Source organism: Amycolatopsis sp. NPDC004378 (genome assembly GCF_053602455.1).
Genome location: NZ_JBSGDR010000022.1, coordinates 70,459 through 86,907, shown reverse-complemented (window position 1 = coordinate 86,907; position 16,449 = coordinate 70,459). Strand labels below are relative to the sequence as shown.

The following is a 16,449-nucleotide window of genomic DNA, read 5'->3' as shown; positions in this document are numbered from 1 at the left end:
GAACCGCTCCTAACGCGTCAGCACCGTGCAGGCGGAAATGCCCGGTGCGCCGTAGACGTGGGTGAACCCGACTCGCGGGTCGCCCGGGACCTGGTGCTCCCCGGCGTCGCCGCGCAGCTGGAGCACGTTCTCGAAGACCTGCCGCAGGCCGGAGGCGCCGATCGGCTCGCCGTTGGCGATGCACCCGCCGTCGGTGTTCACCGGCAACCGGCCGCCGATCTCGGTGACCCCGTCCCGGATCAGCGCCTCCTGCTCACCGTCGGCGCACAGCCCGGTTTCGGCCAGGTGCATCAGCTCCGCGCCGGCCTCGGTGTCCTGGATCTGCGCGATGTCCACATCGGACGGCGCGATCCCGGCGCTCTCGAACGCCGCGGCCGACGCCTCGACCGTCGGTGACGAGGCACGCTCGGCGGCGATCCACGGAGCGAACACCTCGAACGAGCCGTACTTCCGGCTGCGGAACTCCGCGGCGGTCAGGAAGACCGGGCGGGCGGTGTGGCTCCGGGCCCGGTCCGCCCGGCACAGCACCAGCGCCACCGCGCCTTCCCCGGGCGAGCAGTACATGTATTGCGTGAGCGGGTGCGAGATCATCGGCGCGGCCGCGATCTCCTCGGCGCTGATCTCCTTGCGGCGCCAGGCCATCGGGTTGCGGGCGCCGTTGCGGAAGGACTTCTCGGCGACCAACGCGAGCACCGCCGGGTCGATGTCGTGGTCGTGCAGGTAGCGCTGGATCTTCATGCCGAAGAACTGGGTGGTGACCATCAGCCCGGTCTCGCCGTACCAGGCGCCGATCCCGTGTTCGGCCGGGTCGGTGGTGAACGCGCCGCGGGGATGCTTGTCGAAGCCGATCACGATCCCGACGTCGTGCTTCCCGGACCGGATGGCGGCGTCGGCGGCGATCAGCGCGCTGCCGCCGGTCGCGCACCCGTTGGCGACGTTGACGAACGGCAACCCCGTCAGGCCGAGCTCGGAGACCAGCGTGTCCGCGTCTCCCGCGGAGTGCGAGCCGCCGAACCCGAACTGCATGTCGGAGAACTTCAGTCCGGCGTCCCGCAGTGCTTCACGCGCCGCGTGCACCGCCTGCGCCCGGCCGGACACCCCGTCCGTGCGGCCGAACCGGTGCATGCCGATCCCGACGATCGCGACCTCAGGCATGGTCCACCGCCACGAAACCGAACGTGTGGACGGGACGCCCGTCGGCGTCGTCGCGGAAGGGCACGAACATCAGCTCCATCTCGGTACCGATCGCGAGCTTCGCCGGGTCGGACTCGGCCAGCCGGGCCTCGACGATCAGCTGCCCGGGCAGGGCGATGTAGCCGATGCCGTAGGGCTCGTAGGCCGCGGACCCGGTGTACGGCGGTTTCGGGCGGAACCCCTGGACGGTCCACGACCAGAGCGTGCCCCGGCGGGCCAGCGCGACCTCGCGCATCGCCGTTCCCGTGCACCGGGGACAGCCGTCCTGCCGGGGGAACGTGTGGGCGCCGCAGTCCCCGCACTCGCTTCCCCGCAACGCGGGCCCTTCGGGCGTGTCGATCACGAGGGTGTCGTCGACGAAGTTCACGGCGCGGCCAGCCTTCCGCCGTCGACCGTCAGCAGCGAACCGGTCGTGTAGCTCGCGTGCGGCCCGCACAGGTAGAGGGCCGCGCCGACGATCTCGTCCGGTTCGCCGATCCGGCGCGACGGCCAGCTCCGGGCCATCTCGTCGACGGCGGCCATGTCCCACGCCTTGCTGATGTCGGTGCGGAAAGGTCCGGCAACGATGGTGTTGACCCGGACCGACGGGCCGTACTCCTGGGCGAAGCCGGCCGTGAGCGTGTTGAGCGCGGCCTTCGCGGCAGCGTAGGGCAGATCCTGTGCGGTCGGGCGCCCCGAGGCCATCGAGGAGATGTTCAGCATCACCCCGCCGCCGCGTTCCGCCATGCGCGAGCCCGCCAGGGCCATCAGGCGGAACGGCCCCTTGAGGTTCACGGCGACGACCTTGTCGAACAAGGTTTCGCCGACTTCGGCCAGGCTCGGGTAGAGCGGCGCCATCCCGGCGTTGTTGACCAGGACGTCGACGGGGGCCAGCGCCGCCTCGACCTCGTCGAGCAGGCCGCCGAGCCGGTCCCAGTCACCGACGTGCGCCGCGTGCGCGGTGACTTTCCGCCCGGTCTCCGCGGCGAGTTCCTCGGCGAGGGCGACGCAGCTGTCGAGTTTGCGGGAAACCACCGCGACGTCGGCACCGGCCGCCGCGAAGGCGATGGCGATCTCGCGGCCGAGGCCCCGCGAGCCACCGGTGACCAGTGCGGTCCGCCCGTCAAGGGGCTGCCCGTTTTCCCGCACCCGGGCTACGGCTTCCTTCACACTCGTGGTCATTTCGGGATGTCCTTCCAGGCGATGCCGCGATCGGCTCGGGGTTCCGGTGGCAGACCGAGCAGGCGCTCCGCGATGATCGTGCGCTGCACCTCGTCCGTGCCCCCGGCGATGCGATAGCCGGGTGCGCCCAGCACGTGCTCGGTCCAGCGGTAGCTGCCGTCGCCGAAATCGGCGACGAGCCGGGGACCCAGCACCGCCGCCGCGGCTTCGGAAACCAGCTTGAGCCGTTGCGCCCAGGCCAGTTTCCGCAGCGAGCCGAGTGGCCCCGGTTCACGCCCGGCCTGTCGCGACTCGCGATCGCGCTGGGCGGACACCGCGGCCACCTGCTCCGCCGCCCACACCTCGGCCAGCAGCCGGCGCACCTCCGGGTTGTGCACGCGACCGAGCCGGCGCGCGTCGTCGAGCAGCTCGGCGAACCCGCCGCCGAGATCCGCGTTGGCCCCGGAGTGGCCACGCTCGAACCCGAGGGTCGCGAGGGTCACCGCCCAGCCACCGCCGACGTCGCCGAGGCGCAGTGCGTCGGGGATGCGCACCCGGTCGAGGAAGACTTCGCAGAAGGACGAGCCGCCCGACATCTGCCGCAGCGGGCGCACCTCCACCCCGGGCGTGTCCATCGGCAGCAGGAACGCCGTCATGCCCCGGTGTTTCGGCACTTCGGGATCGGTGCGGGTGATCAGTTCCCCCCAGCCGGCGAACTGGGCGCCCGAACTCCAGACCTTTTGCCCGGTCACGACCCACTCGTCGCCCTCGCGTACCGCGCGGGTGCCCAGCCCTGCCAGATCGGAGCCGGCGGCGGGCTCGGAGAACAGCTGACAGGCCAGGGTGTCCCCCCGCAACAGCGGCCGCACGAGGCGCGCTTTCTGGTCCGCGGTGCCGAACATCCGCACGGTGGGCACGATCAGCGCGGTGCTCACCGAAGTCAGTTCGTGCTGCCCCGGTGTCTCGAATTCCCGCTCCACCTCGGCGAAGGCTTCTTCGTGCAGCGGCGTCAACCCGGCTCCGCCGTCTTCAACCGCCCACGACAGGGCGCCGTACCCGGCGTCGAACTTCGTGCGCTGCCAGTCCCGGATGCGGTCGATGAGGGCGCGCTCGTCGTCGTGGGCGAGGTCGTGGAACACCGCGACCGAACGGCGTGGCGCGCCGTCCCGGCGTGCCAGCCGTCCGGACAACCAGACGCGCGCGCTCTCGGCGAACTCTTCCAGTTCCTGCCTGGGAACTCCAGTCATCGTGCGGTCCACCCCCCGTCGACGGCCAGCACCTGTCCGGTGCAGTACGCGGACGCCGCCGAAGCGAGGAACAGCAGGGCACCGTCGAGCTCGTCCGGGTCGCCCGGCCGGCGCACCATGGTGTTCCGCTCGATCCACCGCAGAGACGTCTCGTCCTCGAACATCGCGTCGTTCATCTCCGTGCGGAACCACCCCGGTGCCAGGGCGTTGACCCGGACGCCGTTGCGGCCCCAATGCCCCGCGAGCTGCCGGGTCAGGCCGATGAGTCCGGCTTTGCCGGCCGCGTAGCTCGCGCCGCCTCGCGGTGCGGTCGAAACCACGCCGACGATGGAGCTCACGTTGACGATCGACACCGGCCGTCCGGCCGCCGTGGCGGCGACTAGCTGGGCGAGGTGGAAGGGCGCGACGAGGTTCGTCTCGAGCACGTCGGCGAACGCCTCCGGCGTCTCCTCGTGCGGACGTGCTTTGCTGCCGGTACCGGCGTTGTTGACCAGGATGTCGATGCGGCCGTGTTCGGCCACGACGCCCTGGACCAGCGCCGCGCGGTCGGTCGCCAGCGACACGTCGCACGGCGCCGCTCGCACACCGGGCACGTCGGCGGCCAGCCGGTCGAGCCGGTCCTTGCGCCGGGCGGACGCCCACACCGTCGCCCCCGCCGCGGCGAGGACGCGGGCGAACCGTTCCCCCAGCCCGGAGGACGCCCCCGTGACGATCGCGGTGCGTCCCGTCAGATCGAAGAGCTCACCCGGAGCGCGGACGGTCATCGCTCGCCTCCGGCCAGCAGTCCCCGGGCATCCGAGATCATCTTGGCGATCGTCGGCGGCAGCTGTTCCTGGACCGGATCGTGATGGGCTCCGGTGCGGTGCCGGACCAGGTTGTGCGCCATGATCGCCGCCATCTTCATCCGGCCGAACGCCGCGAACCACTCCCTCGCGGCAAGCACGTCGCCGCGGTGCCCGCACGCTTCGCGGTACGTTTCGGCCAGCAGGTCTCCGGTCGGCAGCCCGTCGACCGCGTGCCCGGCGCCGGGGAACAGCGTGCCGTCGGTGAACACCCCGAACCAGCCCAGGTCGACCCGCGGGTCGCCGATGCCCCAGATCTCCCAGTCGATCAGCGCGGTCGGCACGAGACCGTCGAACAGCACGTTCCCGAGGCGGAAGTCACCGTGCACGAGCACGGGCTCGAGCGCGTCCGGGATGTCGTCCGCCAGCACGCTGACCAGCTCGGCTCCGCCCGGCCGGAGGTCGTCCGGCACCGCGTGCATGGTCCGCGCCCACTTTTCGACCTCCGCGTCCAGCGGGGTCGCCTCCGGTGCCGCCGCGGCCAGCGATCGGCCGATGCTCGCCACGGGGATGGCGTGGAGGGCACCGAGCATCCGGGCGGCGGTGACCATGCGGGCGTGCGCCAGCTCGGGATCGACCGCCCGGCCTGGTTCCAGCACCGGCTCCACGGCCTCGCCGGCGGCGAGGTCCATCGCGAACCACGCGGGTTCTCCCCCGTCCACGGCTCGCACGGCGGGGACGGGCACCCCCGTCCCCGCCACCGCTTCGAGGATCGCGGCCTGGCGCAGCACGTCATGGCGCCCGGCGGCCCGCCGGCCCGGCGGCACCGCTTTGACGACGTACCCGGCTTCCGGGCCCCGGATGGCGTAGGTCAGGCCCGAGCGCCCGCCGTCCAAGACGGTCAACGGCCCGGTGAGCCCGAGCGCCGTGCGCACGCGGGCGCCGAGCTGCGGGTCGGCGTCCGTCTCCACTGTCGAAGTGCTCATCTCGTCTTCTCCGCGTCAGCGGCCGGTCCACTTCGGTTCGCGCTTTTCCAGGAACGCGGCGACGCCCTCGGCGGCGTCCTGCGAGTTCAGCGTGACGCCGACGGCGAGGTGCTCGAGGACCATGAGGGACGCGATGTCGGCGTCCAGGCCGCGGTCGACGGCCATCTTGGTCAGCTTCAGCTGGAACGGGCTCTTGTCCGTGAGGTGGCTGATGAACTCGTCGACCGTCGCGTCCAGTTCCGCGGCCGGCGCGCTGGCGTTGACCAGGTCGAACTCGTCCGCCTCCTTGCCCGAGAGGAGCTTGCCGGTGAGCATGAGCTCCTTCGTCTTGCGGATGCCCAGCATCCGCGGGAGCCGGTAGATCGGGCCCGCGCCGCCGAACAGCGCGCGGCGGATGTGGAAGTCGCCGATCTTCGCGTCCTCGTCGGCGATCGCGAAGTCGCACGAAATCATTACTTCGAACCCGCCCGCGGTGACGTACCCCTCGAGCACGGCCACCGACGGCTTGGACATGGTGTAGAGCCGATCGCAGACCTTCGCCGAGACGACCGCGACGTCCATCGCGGTGCTCGTGCCGATGAAGTCGGCCTGCAGGCTGTCGAGGTCGAACCCCGAAGAGAAGGTGTTTTCGCGCCCGCGCACGACCACGACGCGCAGCTCCGGGTCGGCTTCGATCTCGGTGATGATCTCGTCGAGGCGGTGGAGCATCGGGACGGTGATGCAGTTGCGCTTGTGCGGCCGGTTGAACCAGATCCGCGCGATGTGCCCGTCACGCTCGAACTGGATGTCGTCCTCGACTGCCATGAATCCTCCCAAACTGAACTGACTTCAGGTCACCTTGACACGCGAGCTCCGGCTTAGTCAAGAAATGAACTCGCCTACTTGAACTGACCTCAGTTCATGCCTACTGTGAGCTCCGTCGCGGCGGCTGACCCCGCGGCAGCCGATCTGCGAAAGCGCAAAGGAGCGCGGATGCCGACACCATCGCTTCCCGATCAGGATCGAGTCGCCAGACGAGCGGGCGTGGCCGCCGCCGTCGGGACCGCCATCGAGTACTACGACTTCGCGATCTACGGCTACCTCGCCGTCGTGCTGGCCCCGCTGTTCTTCCCCGGCCAGAACGGACTGCTCGGGGTGCTCAGCACGCTCGGGGTCGTCTCCAGCGGTTTCCTGGCCCGGCCGATCGGCGGGCTGATCTTCGGCCGGCTCGGCGACCGCCGCGGCCGCAAGACCGTCCTGATGACGACCGTGACCCTGATGGGCGTCGCCACCACGCTCACCGGGCTGCTCCCGACCTACGGCAGCGCCGGCATCGCGGCCCCCGTCCTGCTGACCGCGCTCCGCATCCTGCAGGGGCTCTCCGCCGGCGGCGAAATCGGCGGCGCCGCCTCGCTGTCCACGGAGTCGGCCCCCGCGCGCAGCCGGGGCCTGTTCGGCTCGGCCACCGCCATCGGCATCTCCCTCGGCCTCGCCACGGCCGCCGCGTCGGTGGGCGCGCTGAGCGCCTTCACCTCGGCGCAGCAGCTGAGCAGCTGGGGCTGGCGCATCCCCTTCCTCGTCGCCGCGCCGCTGCTGGTGGTGGCCGTGCTCTACCGCATGCGGGTGGAGGACTCGCCGCTCTTCCTGCAGATGGTGCGGGAACAGGCGCCTCCGAAGGCCCCGGTCACCGAAGTGCTGCGCCAGCACAAAGCCGGCCTCCTGCGCCTGGTCGGCATCGCCTACTCGACGCAGACGACTGGCGGCATCGCCTCGGTCTACCTCCTGGTCCACCTCTCCGCGGTGCTGCACTACCCGCTGACCGGCGCCCTGTGGCTGATCGTCCTCATCGTCCTGATGCCGTTGGCGCTGATCCCGTGGGCGGGTTCGCTGAGCGACCGCTTCGGCCGCCGTCGCGTGCTGACCGCCGCCATGGCGGGCTTCGTGGTGCTCGCCGTCCCCTGTTTCTGGGTGATGCAGCAGGGATCCCTGCCGCTGGCGATCGTCGCCGCACTGGTCCTGAACGTGCCGTTCAGCGTCCAGCAGGGCGTCGTCTACGCCCAGTACGCCGAATTCTTCCCGACCCGCGTGCGCTACACGGGCGTGTCCCTCGGCTTCAACATCGGTGGTGTGCTGGGCACCGGGATCGTGTCGCTGGTGACGACCTGGCTCGTCTCCACGACCGGGATCACCATCGCCCCGGCGTTCTACGTCATCTTCGCCGCTCTTGTCGGCCTGCTCGTGGTCGCGACCATGAAGGAGACCGCGTCCTCGAAACTGTCGGGCCGCCCCCGGGACGACAGCCCCGCGGAGAAGTCGGGGTCGCCGTCATGACCGGCGGAAACCACTTCACCACCGAGGAGACCGCGTGCGACGCTTCGACAACCGCCGGGTGCTGATCACCGGCGCCACCGGCGGGCTGGGCACGGCCATCGCCACCCGCCTCGCCGGCGAAGGCGCATCCCTCGCACTCAGCGACGTCGACAAGGACGCCTGCGCGGAACTGGCGGCCCGCCTCGACGCCGACACGCTGACGGTCACGCTCGACGTCGCCGACGAATCCGCTTGGCGGACCGCAGTGCTCGCGGTGCAGGAGCGCTGGGGAGCTCTCCACGTCCTCGTGAACAACGCCGGCATCGGCAGCACCGGCACGGTCGAAACCGAAGGGAAGGACCGCTGGGACCAGGTCGTGTCCGTCGACCAGGCGGGCACCTGGCTCGGCATGAAGCACGCCGGCCCCGCCATCGCCCGCGCGGGCGGCGGAGCGATCGTCAACGTCGGTTCGATCCTCGGGCACACCGGCGGCCTCGCGAACAGTTTTTCCTACGCCGCGGCGAAAGGCGCGGTGCGCTCGATGACCATGAACGCCGCCCTGCACTGGGCCACCGCCGGAGTCCGCGTCAACACCGTCGTCCCCGGCTTCATCGGCACCCGGCACCTGCTGGAGCGCTTCGAGAACACCGAGCGCCACGCCGCGATGCTGGCCAACACCCCGATGGGCCGGCTCGGACGGCCGGAAGAAGTCGCCGCGGCCGTTGCCTACCTCGCGAGCGACGACTCCGGCTACACCACCGGATCCGACCTGTACGTCGACGGCGGGTGGAGCGCCCGATGAGCACCCGCACACCAGTGCCGGACGGCGAAGATCCCGACTGGAGCGCCCCGGGCATCTACGAGGTGGCCGACGGCGTGTACCGGATTCCGCTGCCCCTGCCCGGCGACGGGCTCCGCGCGGTAAACGTCTACGCCGTCACCGACGGCAGCGAACTGGTCCTGATCGACTCCGGCTGGGCGCTGCCGGAGTCACGGAAACTGCTCGCCGACGCACTGGGCGCCCTCGGCGCGGGACTGGGCGACGTCCGGGAGTTCCTCGTCACCCACATCCACCGCGACCACTACACCCAGGCGGTCGCGCTCCGGCGCGAGTTCGGCACCAAGGTCTCCCTCGGGTCGGGCGAACGCCCCAGCCTGCGGATCGTCGCGGAAGCCGCCAAGGATCCGATCCGCACCCAGCTCGACCTGCTCCGCCTCGGCGGCGCCGAACACCTCATCCCCAGCCTGACGGCGGTCATGGACGACGAGGAGGTGGAAAGCTGGGAACAGCCCGACGAATGGCTCAATCCCGGCCACCGCCGCGTCCTCCCGAACCGGGAGTTCGCCGTCGTCGCCACTCCCGGCCACACCGAAGGCCACGTCGTCTTCGTCGACAGCACCGCCGATCTCCTGTTCTCCGGCGACCACATCCTGCCCCACATCACCCCGTCCATCGGGTTTCAGGCGGCCCCTCCCGACCTGCCGTTGAAGGACTACCTGGAGTCCCTGCGCGTGGTCCGCGCCATGCCCGACCGGCGCCTGCTACCGGCCCACGGCCCCGTTTCCGCCAGCGGCCACGCCCGGATCGACGAACTCCTGGCCCACCACCGGCAACGGCTCGACCTGATGCTCGCTCAGGTCCAGGCCGGAGCCGGCACGGCCTTCGAAGCGGCGACCCGCATGAGCTGGACCAAACGGAACCGCCGGCTCGCCACATTGGACCCGTTCAACCAGATGCTGGCCGTCCTGGAAACCGGCGCGCACCTCGACTTGCTCGCTCAACAGGAAAAGCTCAAGTTCGGCGACACCGGTGGCGTGCGCCGTTACGAGAGCATCTGATCCGGCTTTGGCCGGCCAGCATCTTCGGGTCGGTCCACGTCGCCACCGGCCCATCGGCCACGACCAGCGCCACCTCAGCTATGCCGCTGCCGGGACCCGCGCGTCGTAGAGCCAGCTCCGGAAGTCCGGTGACCTGGTGTAGACGGTCGGGGCCTCGCCGGGGGTCTGCGCCGCCGCCCGACTGCACGTACCGACGAGCTGCGGCACGGCGTCCGTCATCTTGACAGCCGGGCCGCCGGAGTCACCTCCGCCGGGACCGTCCGTGCCGTGCGGGTTGTCGGTGTAGATCTCCCCGGCGGGCTGCTGCGCGTCGGCGCACCTGGCCGCCGGAAGCACCTGCGTGTTGAGCTGCTGTAGCCGGGTCGGCAGGTTCGAGGTATCACCGTCGGGCTCGTCCGAGCCCCACCCGTACAGCGTCACCCGGTCACCCGGTCGCGCTGCGTGTCCGGCTAGGTCGTGTATGACAATGCCTTGGTCCAGGTGATCACCGCATGGAGAACATCAGCTGATCGGTAGACGATGGTGAGCTTGTCATAGCGAGTAGCCAGACCTCGCCATTGCTTGAGCAGGTTGAAGCGGCGTTCGACGACGTTGCGGCCGCGGTAGTCGAGCGCGTCGAAGGCCGGTGGACGTCCGCCGCGGGAACCACGCCGTTTGCGGTGCCCGATCTGATCGGCCGACTCGGGGATCACTGCGGTGACGTCGCGGTCACGCAGATGCCGGCGGATCGCCCGCAACGAATACGCTTTGTCGCCTCGAAGCCGATCAGGCCGGGTGCGGCCCGCCCGACGGATCGCCAGGTGCCGCATCAGGTGCGGGAACATCGGTGCGTCCCCGGCTTGGCCAGGCCCGACCAACGTCACCAGCGGCCGGCCGTTCCCGTCGACGATGTGGTACACCTTGGTGCTCCAGCCGCCGATCGCGTGATCAGGCGGCTCGGCAAGCAGGCCTGTGTAGTTCGACCCAGCCCCCTGTGGGGCGGGTGATGTTGGTGGCGTGCGATGCGCCCGCGCAATCGTGGAATCCACCGACACCGACCAATCCACCAAGCCCGCTGCATCCGCTTCGGCGTGCAAGCGCTGCAGGACGGTGTCCCAGGTGCCGTCGCCGGCCATCCGGCGGTGCCAGGTCCAGATCGTCCGCCACGGACCGAACACCTCCGGCACGTCCCGCCAGGCAATCCCGCACCGATACCCGGCAGATGATCCCTTCGACCATCGAGCAGGCATCGGAGAACGGTCGTCCTTGTTTCTCAGCCACCAGACGAAACCTTACTCCAGCCCACCTGCAGAAGTCGGCAGTTATCGGCGCGGACCGGCGTCGCATGGGGCGCCGGATATCCCCCAGTCGGGTGTTCATGATCTGCAATCTCGTCACGGACCGCCGTCGTGCAGGTTTCACCGGCGCGTGCGGTTGTCGGGACCGCGCGGGGACCGGAGTCCTCGCCGACGGCTGGGGAGCCGGAGGGCACCACCAGGGGATGCGGCGTGCCGGGCTCGCGTAGGGGGCGAGCCCGGCCCACCGCCTGGCGTGACGGCGACGAGCGCTCAGCACCGAGGATCTTGGGCGCACCGAGCGGGCACTCCCAGCATTGACCCGAGGTCGTAACAACCGGCAGCGCTCGGTCGACATCGGCTCTGCGGCATCCGTCGCGGGCCTGGGACCGGCGGCAGCTTTCCTCCCCCGAGACCGCCGCCGCCCCAGGCTCTTTCCGCAACCTCACCCCGACATCGCAGCGTGCCCGCGCGTGGGTACGACGCGAACGCGGGTTTCCAGGCACCGGGAAGTCCTGCGCGGTCGCCGTCCCCACTCGACAGCGGCGGCCGGCGAGCAAGGCAACAGCCGGCGACGAGCGCGAGGGCAAGGACACGCGCGAACCTCTTTCGGAGCGATCAGTTGACGCAGGGAATGCCGCTGCCGTCGACCGTGCCTCCCTGCGGCCCGGCGGCCGGGGGCGGCGCGGCCGGGGACGTCGGCACGGCTGCCGTCGCGGTGGCTGCGGGAGCGCCGGCTCCGTGCGGGCCGAGGGCTGCCGGCAAGCTGAACCCAGTGCCGAGGATGATCCGGAGGCGGCCCTGGGGAACGTGGGAGTCGGCGGTGACCGGCAGACCGCCCAGCAGTGACGCCGCGGTGGCCGCATCGTCCTTCGCTCCCGCGCCGTACGCGACCGACGATGCGGCGGCGGCGGAATTGGCCAGCTGTCCGGTGTGGAACCCGTACGGTGCCAGCGCCGTCGCGACGGTCGAGGCCAGCCCGGGCTTACCGGTGGTGTTGCGGACGTCGATCGTGGCCGATGCCTTGGGCTGCGGGGTCGCCGGCGGCGGCGCCGCGATGCCGAACGCGGCCCGGACCGCGGCGCGGACCTGCCCGGTGTCGACCCTGTTCACGTCCTGGCCGTCGACCTTGTCGTACCCGGCGATCGGCAGGGTGGTGAACTCGAGGTTGCCGCCGGTGAGGTTCTGCGCCTGCTGCGCGAACGCCAGAATGTCCCACCCCGACGAAATCACCACGTCCTTCTTCGCGGTGTCGATGAGGTCCTGCAGCTTGCCGAGGTCGGTGAACGTGCCGGCGCTGCGCAGCTTGTGCGCGGCCGAGGCGATGAACGCCTGCTGCCGGTGCGTGCGGTCCAGGTCCCCGTTGTCCAGACCGTGCCGCTGCCGCACGAACGACAGCGCCTGTGACCCGTTCAACGTCTGGTGGCCGGCCGGGAAGTCCGCGCCCGAGTAGCTGTCCTTCACCGGGTGGTTCAGGCACACTTCCACGCCGCCCAGGGCGGTGGCGAGGTCGTAGAAGCCGGCCAGATTGATTTCGGCGAACCGGTCGATCGGCACGTCCAGGAAGTTCCGGACCGTTTCGAGGGTTTTCTTGCGGCCGGCTTCGCGGCCCTTGTGTTCGAGGTCGGCGCCGGAGACGCCCTGCTTGGCCAGATTCTGTTCGGCGTAGAACTTCGCCAGCCCGTACGCCTCTTTGATCTTGGCGTGGGTGTGTAGCCGGGAATGCCCTGCACGGGCACGTAGTCGTCGCGAGGGATCGACACCGCGGAGACCTTGCCGCCGTCGCCGGGGATGTGCACGAGGATCAGCGTGTTGGTGTTGTAGCCGCCCTCGGCGCCGTCCCCGGCGTGCAGCTGGTCGAGGATGTCCTTGGGCAGCTGGTTGCCGTCCTGGTCCTTGCGGGAATCCAGACCGATCAACAGGATGTTCTGGTCGCTGCCGATGGACTTCGGGCCGTTGGCGTCGAGCGCGTCGGAGGTGTTGAGGCCGTTGACGAGGCTGGTCAGCATGGTCGAGGCCACCCCGGTGCCGGTCAGCACCAGCACCGACGCCAGCCCGACCGCGGCCCGGCCCACGACCAGGGCCGGACGCCGCCGGCGACGTGCCGCGGCCGTGGACACGGGAGCAACGCGGACCGTGCGGGCCTCCCGGGCCACGGGACGATCAGCCGCTGTGGGACGGGCGGTCGCCGAACGCTGCGGGGTGGGCCGGCGACGGGCGGACGGCGTCGATCGCTGCTCGTGATCCACCTGTCAACCCCCGTCGCCGCGCTCGGAGCCGACCTCCGGTCCTGTTGGGACACTCCAGTACGCCGCGCGCGGCGCCCCTGCCCGGGACCTGTGCCGCGCGCGGCGCTTCGCGACCGTACCCGGAACGTGCTGAGGGTTTGATGAGTGAACGCGCTGTGAATTCCGCGCTGTCTCGCAACCGATCCGGGCAACCGGAGCGTCTCAACGTCCTCTCAACGACTCGGTCGCACACTCGGTTCGAACACTCGCCCGCAGCGGACAGGAAACCTCCCGATGGTCGAACGCGACAGTCACGGGCCGGCCGAGGGCGGAAGGGGCTGTGGTGAATGAGTTCCGCCGATGCGCGGCGCTGTTGGTGGTCCCTGGGCTCACGATCAGCCTGCTCACCGGATGCGGTGCGACGCCCGGCACGGGCTCGGCCATCGTCCGCCGCGACTGCGGCGCCGACCCGCATCCGGCTCCGGTCGTCGTGCGGGTCGATCCTCCCCGGCCCGACCTGTGTTTCGCGGGCGGCGTCGGTGCCGTGGTCATTCCGGCCACCGTGGTCACGGTGTTCGAGTCCGGTGCCTACACCGCGTGCGTCGGCCGGGAATCCTGGAGTACCTGCCTGGACCCCGGGCACCGCGTCACGCTCGACACGACGATCACCGATGTCGGGATCTGCCCGGCCGGGGACTGGTCCGGCTGTCTTGACCGACTGCCCCCGGCCGGACGGTGAGCTCGCCGCCCTGGGGCAAGGCGCGACCGCGCTGCCGTGCGTGGGCGGTCACGGCCCGGGCGTCCCGTCCTCGGCGCGGCCGGACCAGGGGCCCTGTGGGGCGCTGACCAGCACGGTGTGCGCGTCGGCCAGCGGGGCCTGGCGTGGCCGGGACGCCGCCGGGACGGCCGCGGGCCGGCGGGCCGTGTCGGAAATCCGCATCAGCAGGGCCACGAGGATGTAGTTCGCCAGCAGCGACGAGCCACCCTTGGACAGGAACGGCGCGGTGATCCCCGTTTCCGGGATCAGCTTCGTGACCCCGCCGACGACGACGAAGATCTGCATCACGACGGCGAAGGACAAGCCGACACCGAGCAGCTTGCCGAACGTGTCCCGCACCGACAGGGCCGCCCGCACGCCACGCATCGCCAGAATCAAGTAGATCATCAGGATCGCCGCGAGACCGACGAACCCGAGTTCCTCGCCGATCGCGGCGGTGATGAAGTCGGTACTGGCCTCGGGCACCATGTCCGGCCGGCCCGCGCCGAGGCCGGTGCCGCCGACCCCGCCGGTCGCGATCCCGAACAGCCCCTGGGCCAGCTGGTAACCCCCGCCGGGCTGGTCGTAGGTGGCCAGCGGATCGATCCAGTTCATCACGCGCTGGCGGACGTGGTTGAACAGCAGGTACGCGAGCACGCAGCCGGCCGCGAACACGACGAGCCCGAGCCCGACCCAGATCCCGCGCTCGGTGGCGACGTAGATCAGCACGAGCACGATCCCGAAGAACAGCAGCGCGGCCCCGAGCTCCTTCTCGAACGCCAGGATCGCCATGCAGCCCAGCGCGGCGATCAGGATCGGGCCGAGGTCGCGGGCGCGCGGCAGTTCGACGCCGAACACCTTCTTGCCCGCCGACATGAACAGCTCGCGCTTCGTGACGAGGAACGACGCGAAGAACACCAGCAGCAGAATTTTGGCGAACTCGCCGGGCTGGATCGACAACGGGCCGAGCTTGATCCACACCTTCGCCCCGTTCACCTCCGAGATCGAGCTGGGCAGTACCGCCGGCAGCGCGACGGCGACGATCCCGGCCAGTCCGGCCGTATACCCGAACCGGGCCAGCCGCCGATGGTCCTTGACCACGATCAGCACGAGCAGGAACAGCGCCAGAGCGAGGACGGTCCACAGGACCTGCTTCGGTGCCTCGGCCGCGACGGTGTCGTTGTTCTGGGCGGCTTTCGCGGCCTGCGCCAGATCGATCCGGTAGATCATCACCAGCCCGATCCCGTTGAGCAGGGCCGTGCACGGCAGGATGAGCGGGTCCGCGTGGGGTGCCCACCGGCGGGCGGCGAAGTGGGCGATCGCGAAGATCGCGAAGTACCCGAGCCCGTACCACGCCACGGCCGCGGTGAGCTCGTGGTCCTGGTTGCTTTCCACGAGAACGAAAGCGCACACCACGATGACGGCGGCGAAGACGAGCATCAGCAGCTCGGTACCACGACGCGTCATGGACTGCCGGGACGGCGCTACGGGCGGGCTGCCCGTCACCGTCCTCTTCGGACGGGGAATCATCGATCCCGAGAACCTCACCGGAGCCAGCGGACGTGGTGTCCTGTGTGGACACACCTGAACGGCCCGGGCGCACCGGCATCGTCACGAAGAACACGGACAGCCGGAGCCGAGCTGGTTCCCGATCCTAGGCACCGTTCGCTGGCGAATCGCTGAGAAGCCGAGCGACGCCGCCGGATCAGATCTGCCTGCACGGGATGTCGGAGTTTCGCCGAGGTGATGAGAGGCGGTGATAGCCGTCGGCGGTCTCCTAGCCCGGCTGGCCGTGTCCGTGCACGAGCAGGACCGGCGAGAGGGCCTTGCGTCCAGCAGCTCCAGGCGGCCGGCCCGCAGGATGTCCGCGGCCTTGCAGGAAGAAGGATCGAGCGGATGCGGGCGGTGGTTCCGAGGCGCAGCGCGGTCAGCTCGGCGCGCCGACGCGTCGCGGTTCGGGGCACGGCGGGCCGGACACCGGCTGGACAGTGCCGGTCACGCCGCGACGCACTCGGCGAACATCGGCGGAGCCCCCGTGAGCGGCGCCGAGCACGAGCAATCCGAATACGCCGAGCACGACGTGGTCCGAGGCGAGGCAAACGACGCACAGCACCGCCCACACGACAAGCCTCATGCCCTGCGGTCCACTTCGGACATAACGCGCTCCTCACGGTGATCCCCGGGAACAACATCCGCGCGTGGGGGCGTCAGCGGTCCCGAGACGCGCGATCGTATCCGCCTGGTGCTGGCAAAACGCTGAGAATCCGAGCCGGCATCCCCCGGTCGGTGCGCACTACCTGGGCGGCCGCCCGCTGCCACGCTCGCCGGTCGGCACGACCGGACGACGATCGGTTCGCCCACGCCGCCGTTCGCATCGTGGCGGGTTGCGCGGTACCGAGAGCCCCGGGGCGGGCAGGCGCAGGAGCCGGCCGCGAGGAGCAATGCCGCGAACAGCCGCTTCGGCGCCCCGGCGAACCACAGCAGGGCCATCAGGACGATCCCGAGCGTGATCGTGCCGCCGAAGTTCGGCTGGGCCATCACCAGCGCGAACATCAGCAGGGCCGAGGACGCCGACAGCACCATCACCGCACCGAGCAACGTCAACAGCCCGCACAGGCACAACACCAGGTGGAACGACGTCGGCGGACGAGAAAGCCACCTGAACACAGCCGTGCACCCGGCCACCGCTCCCCTCGGCCACCACGTCCGCCGC

Annotated in this window: 15 protein-coding genes and 1 pseudogene; 4 read left to right on the top strand and 12 right to left on the bottom strand. The window is 70.6% G+C overall.

Annotated features, from left to right (window positions below; translation table 11 throughout):
• Positions 1–9 precede the first annotated feature (9 nt).
• The 7 genes from ACWEN0_RS41005 to ACWEN0_RS40975 are packed head-to-tail and all read right to left on the bottom strand — an operon-like array spanning position 10 to position 6,153.
• Positions 10–1,155: a thiolase family protein gene (locus tag ACWEN0_RS41005; protein ID WP_451985860.1), complete on the bottom strand. Its 1,146-nt coding sequence runs from the start codon at positions 1,153–1,155 to the stop codon at positions 10–12.
• On the bottom strand, positions 1,148–1,561 hold the full coding sequence (locus ACWEN0_RS41000) for a Zn-ribbon domain-containing OB-fold protein (protein WP_451985858.1): 414 nt from the start codon (positions 1,559–1,561) through the stop codon (positions 1,148–1,150). The genes ACWEN0_RS41005 and ACWEN0_RS41000 overlap by 8 nt, the downstream gene beginning before the upstream one ends.
• Positions 1,558–2,355, bottom strand: coding sequence for an SDR family NAD(P)-dependent oxidoreductase (locus ACWEN0_RS40995; RefSeq protein WP_451985856.1), 798 nt, complete (start codon positions 2,353–2,355; stop codon positions 1,558–1,560). Before ACWEN0_RS40995 ends, ACWEN0_RS41000 begins: the two co-directional genes overlap by 4 nt.
• On the bottom strand, positions 2,352–3,581 hold the full coding sequence (locus ACWEN0_RS40990) for an acyl-CoA dehydrogenase family protein (RefSeq protein WP_451985854.1): 1,230 nt from the start codon (positions 3,579–3,581) through the stop codon (positions 2,352–2,354). The genes ACWEN0_RS40995 and ACWEN0_RS40990 overlap by 4 nt, the downstream gene beginning before the upstream one ends.
• Positions 3,578–4,345, bottom strand: a complete 768-nt coding sequence (locus ACWEN0_RS40985; protein ID WP_451985852.1) for an SDR family NAD(P)-dependent oxidoreductase — start codon at positions 4,343–4,345, stop codon at positions 3,578–3,580. The genes ACWEN0_RS40990 and ACWEN0_RS40985 overlap by 4 nt, the downstream gene beginning before the upstream one ends.
• Positions 4,342–5,349 carry a phosphotransferase family protein gene (locus ACWEN0_RS40980; RefSeq protein ID WP_451985850.1) on the bottom strand — a complete coding sequence of 336 codons (1,008 nt, stop codon included), beginning with the start codon at positions 5,347–5,349 and terminating at the stop codon, positions 4,342–4,344. The genes ACWEN0_RS40985 and ACWEN0_RS40980 overlap by 4 nt, the downstream gene beginning before the upstream one ends.
• A 15-nt stretch (positions 5,350–5,364) precedes the next feature.
• A complete protein-coding gene (locus ACWEN0_RS40975; RefSeq protein ID WP_451985848.1) occupies positions 5,365–6,153 on the bottom strand; it encodes an enoyl-CoA hydratase/isomerase family protein in 789 nt (262 codons plus the stop codon).
• Positions 6,154–6,372: 219 nt separating this feature from the next.
• Here ACWEN0_RS40975 and ACWEN0_RS40970 point away from each other — a divergent pair, with 219 nt between their 5' ends.
• From ACWEN0_RS40970 to ACWEN0_RS40960, 3 genes are read left to right on the top strand one after another with little or no spacing between them, the layout of a single operon-like run.
• A complete protein-coding gene (locus tag ACWEN0_RS40970; RefSeq protein ID WP_451985846.1) occupies positions 6,373–7,659 on the top strand; it encodes an MFS transporter in 1,287 nt (428 codons plus the stop codon).
• Between the two features lie 34 nt (positions 7,660–7,693).
• The gene (locus ACWEN0_RS40965) at positions 7,694–8,440 is read left to right on the top strand and encodes an SDR family NAD(P)-dependent oxidoreductase (RefSeq protein WP_451985844.1); all 747 of its coding nucleotides are present in this window, start codon (positions 7,694–7,696) and stop codon (positions 8,438–8,440) included.
• Complete coding sequence (locus ACWEN0_RS40960; protein ID WP_451985842.1) at positions 8,437–9,477, top strand: MBL fold metallo-hydrolase; 1,041 nt, start codon at positions 8,437–8,439, stop codon at positions 9,475–9,477. The genes ACWEN0_RS40965 and ACWEN0_RS40960 overlap by 4 nt, the downstream gene beginning before the upstream one ends.
• A 78-nt stretch (positions 9,478–9,555) precedes the next feature.
• On the opposite strand, the gene ACWEN0_RS40955 is transcribed toward ACWEN0_RS40960, so the two are convergent.
• From ACWEN0_RS40955 to ACWEN0_RS40945, 3 genes are all read right to left on the bottom strand, one after another.
• Positions 9,556–9,939, bottom strand: a complete 384-nt coding sequence (locus tag ACWEN0_RS40955) for a trypsin-like serine protease (protein ID WP_451985940.1) — start codon at positions 9,937–9,939, stop codon at positions 9,556–9,558.
• Positions 9,927–10,706: an IS5 family transposase gene (locus ACWEN0_RS40950; protein ID WP_451985840.1), complete on the bottom strand. Its 780-nt coding sequence runs from the start codon at positions 10,704–10,706 to the stop codon at positions 9,927–9,929. Before ACWEN0_RS40950 ends, ACWEN0_RS40955 begins: the two co-directional genes overlap by 13 nt.
• Positions 10,707–11,369: 663 nt before the next feature.
• Positions 11,370–12,404 (bottom strand): LCP family protein, encoded by a 1,035-nt coding sequence (locus ACWEN0_RS40945; protein WP_451985938.1) that lies wholly within the window; start codon positions 12,402–12,404, stop codon positions 11,370–11,372.
• A 918-nt stretch (positions 12,405–13,322) separates the two neighbouring features.
• On the opposite strand from ACWEN0_RS40945, the gene ACWEN0_RS40940 reads away from it, so the two are divergent.
• Positions 13,323–13,718 carry a hypothetical protein gene (locus ACWEN0_RS40940; protein WP_451985838.1) on the top strand — a complete coding sequence of 132 codons (396 nt, stop codon included), beginning with the start codon at positions 13,323–13,325 and terminating at the stop codon, positions 13,716–13,718.
• A 48-nt stretch (positions 13,719–13,766) separates the two neighbouring features.
• Here ACWEN0_RS40940 and ACWEN0_RS40935 read toward each other — a convergent pair whose 3' ends face one another.
• Entirely contained in the window at positions 13,767–15,203 is a 1,437-nt protein-coding gene (locus tag ACWEN0_RS40935) for an FtsW/RodA/SpoVE family cell cycle protein (protein ID WP_451985836.1), read from the bottom strand.
• Positions 15,204–16,163: 960 nt separating this feature from the next.
• A pseudogene (locus ACWEN0_RS40930) lies at positions 16,164–16,301 on the bottom strand (cell division protein FtsW); the annotation flags it as partial.
• Positions 16,302–16,449 lie beyond the last annotated feature (148 nt).

Coding starts and splice junctions, on each gene's coding strand:
- ACWEN0_RS41005 (WP_451985860.1), bottom strand. CDS start 1,155: ATGCCTGAGGTCGCGATCGTCGGGATCGGCATGCACCGGTTCGGCCGC.
- ACWEN0_RS40995 (WP_451985856.1), bottom strand. CDS start 2,355: ATGACCACGAGTGTGAAGGAAGCCGTAGCCCGGGTGCGGGAAAACGGG.
- ACWEN0_RS40990 (WP_451985854.1), bottom strand. CDS start 3,581: ATGACTGGAGTTCCCAGGCAGGAACTGGAAGAGTTCGCCGAGAGCGCG.
- ACWEN0_RS40985 (WP_451985852.1), bottom strand. CDS start 4,345: ATGACCGTCCGCGCTCCGGGTGAGCTCTTCGATCTGACGGGACGCACC.
- ACWEN0_RS40980 (WP_451985850.1), bottom strand. CDS start 5,349: ATGAGCACTTCGACAGTGGAGACGGACGCCGACCCGCAGCTCGGCGCC.
- ACWEN0_RS40975 (WP_451985848.1), bottom strand. CDS start 6,153: ATGGCAGTCGAGGACGACATCCAGTTCGAGCGTGACGGGCACATCGCG.
- ACWEN0_RS40960 (WP_451985842.1), top strand. CDS start 8,437: ATGAGCACCCGCACACCAGTGCCGGACGGCGAAGATCCCGACTGGAGC.
- ACWEN0_RS40950 (WP_451985840.1), bottom strand. CDS start 10,706: ATGCCTGCTCGATGGTCGAAGGGATCATCTGCCGGGTATCGGTGCGGG.
- ACWEN0_RS40935 (WP_451985836.1), bottom strand. CDS start 15,203: ATGACGCGTCGTGGTACCGAGCTGCTGATGCTCGTCTTCGCCGCCGTC.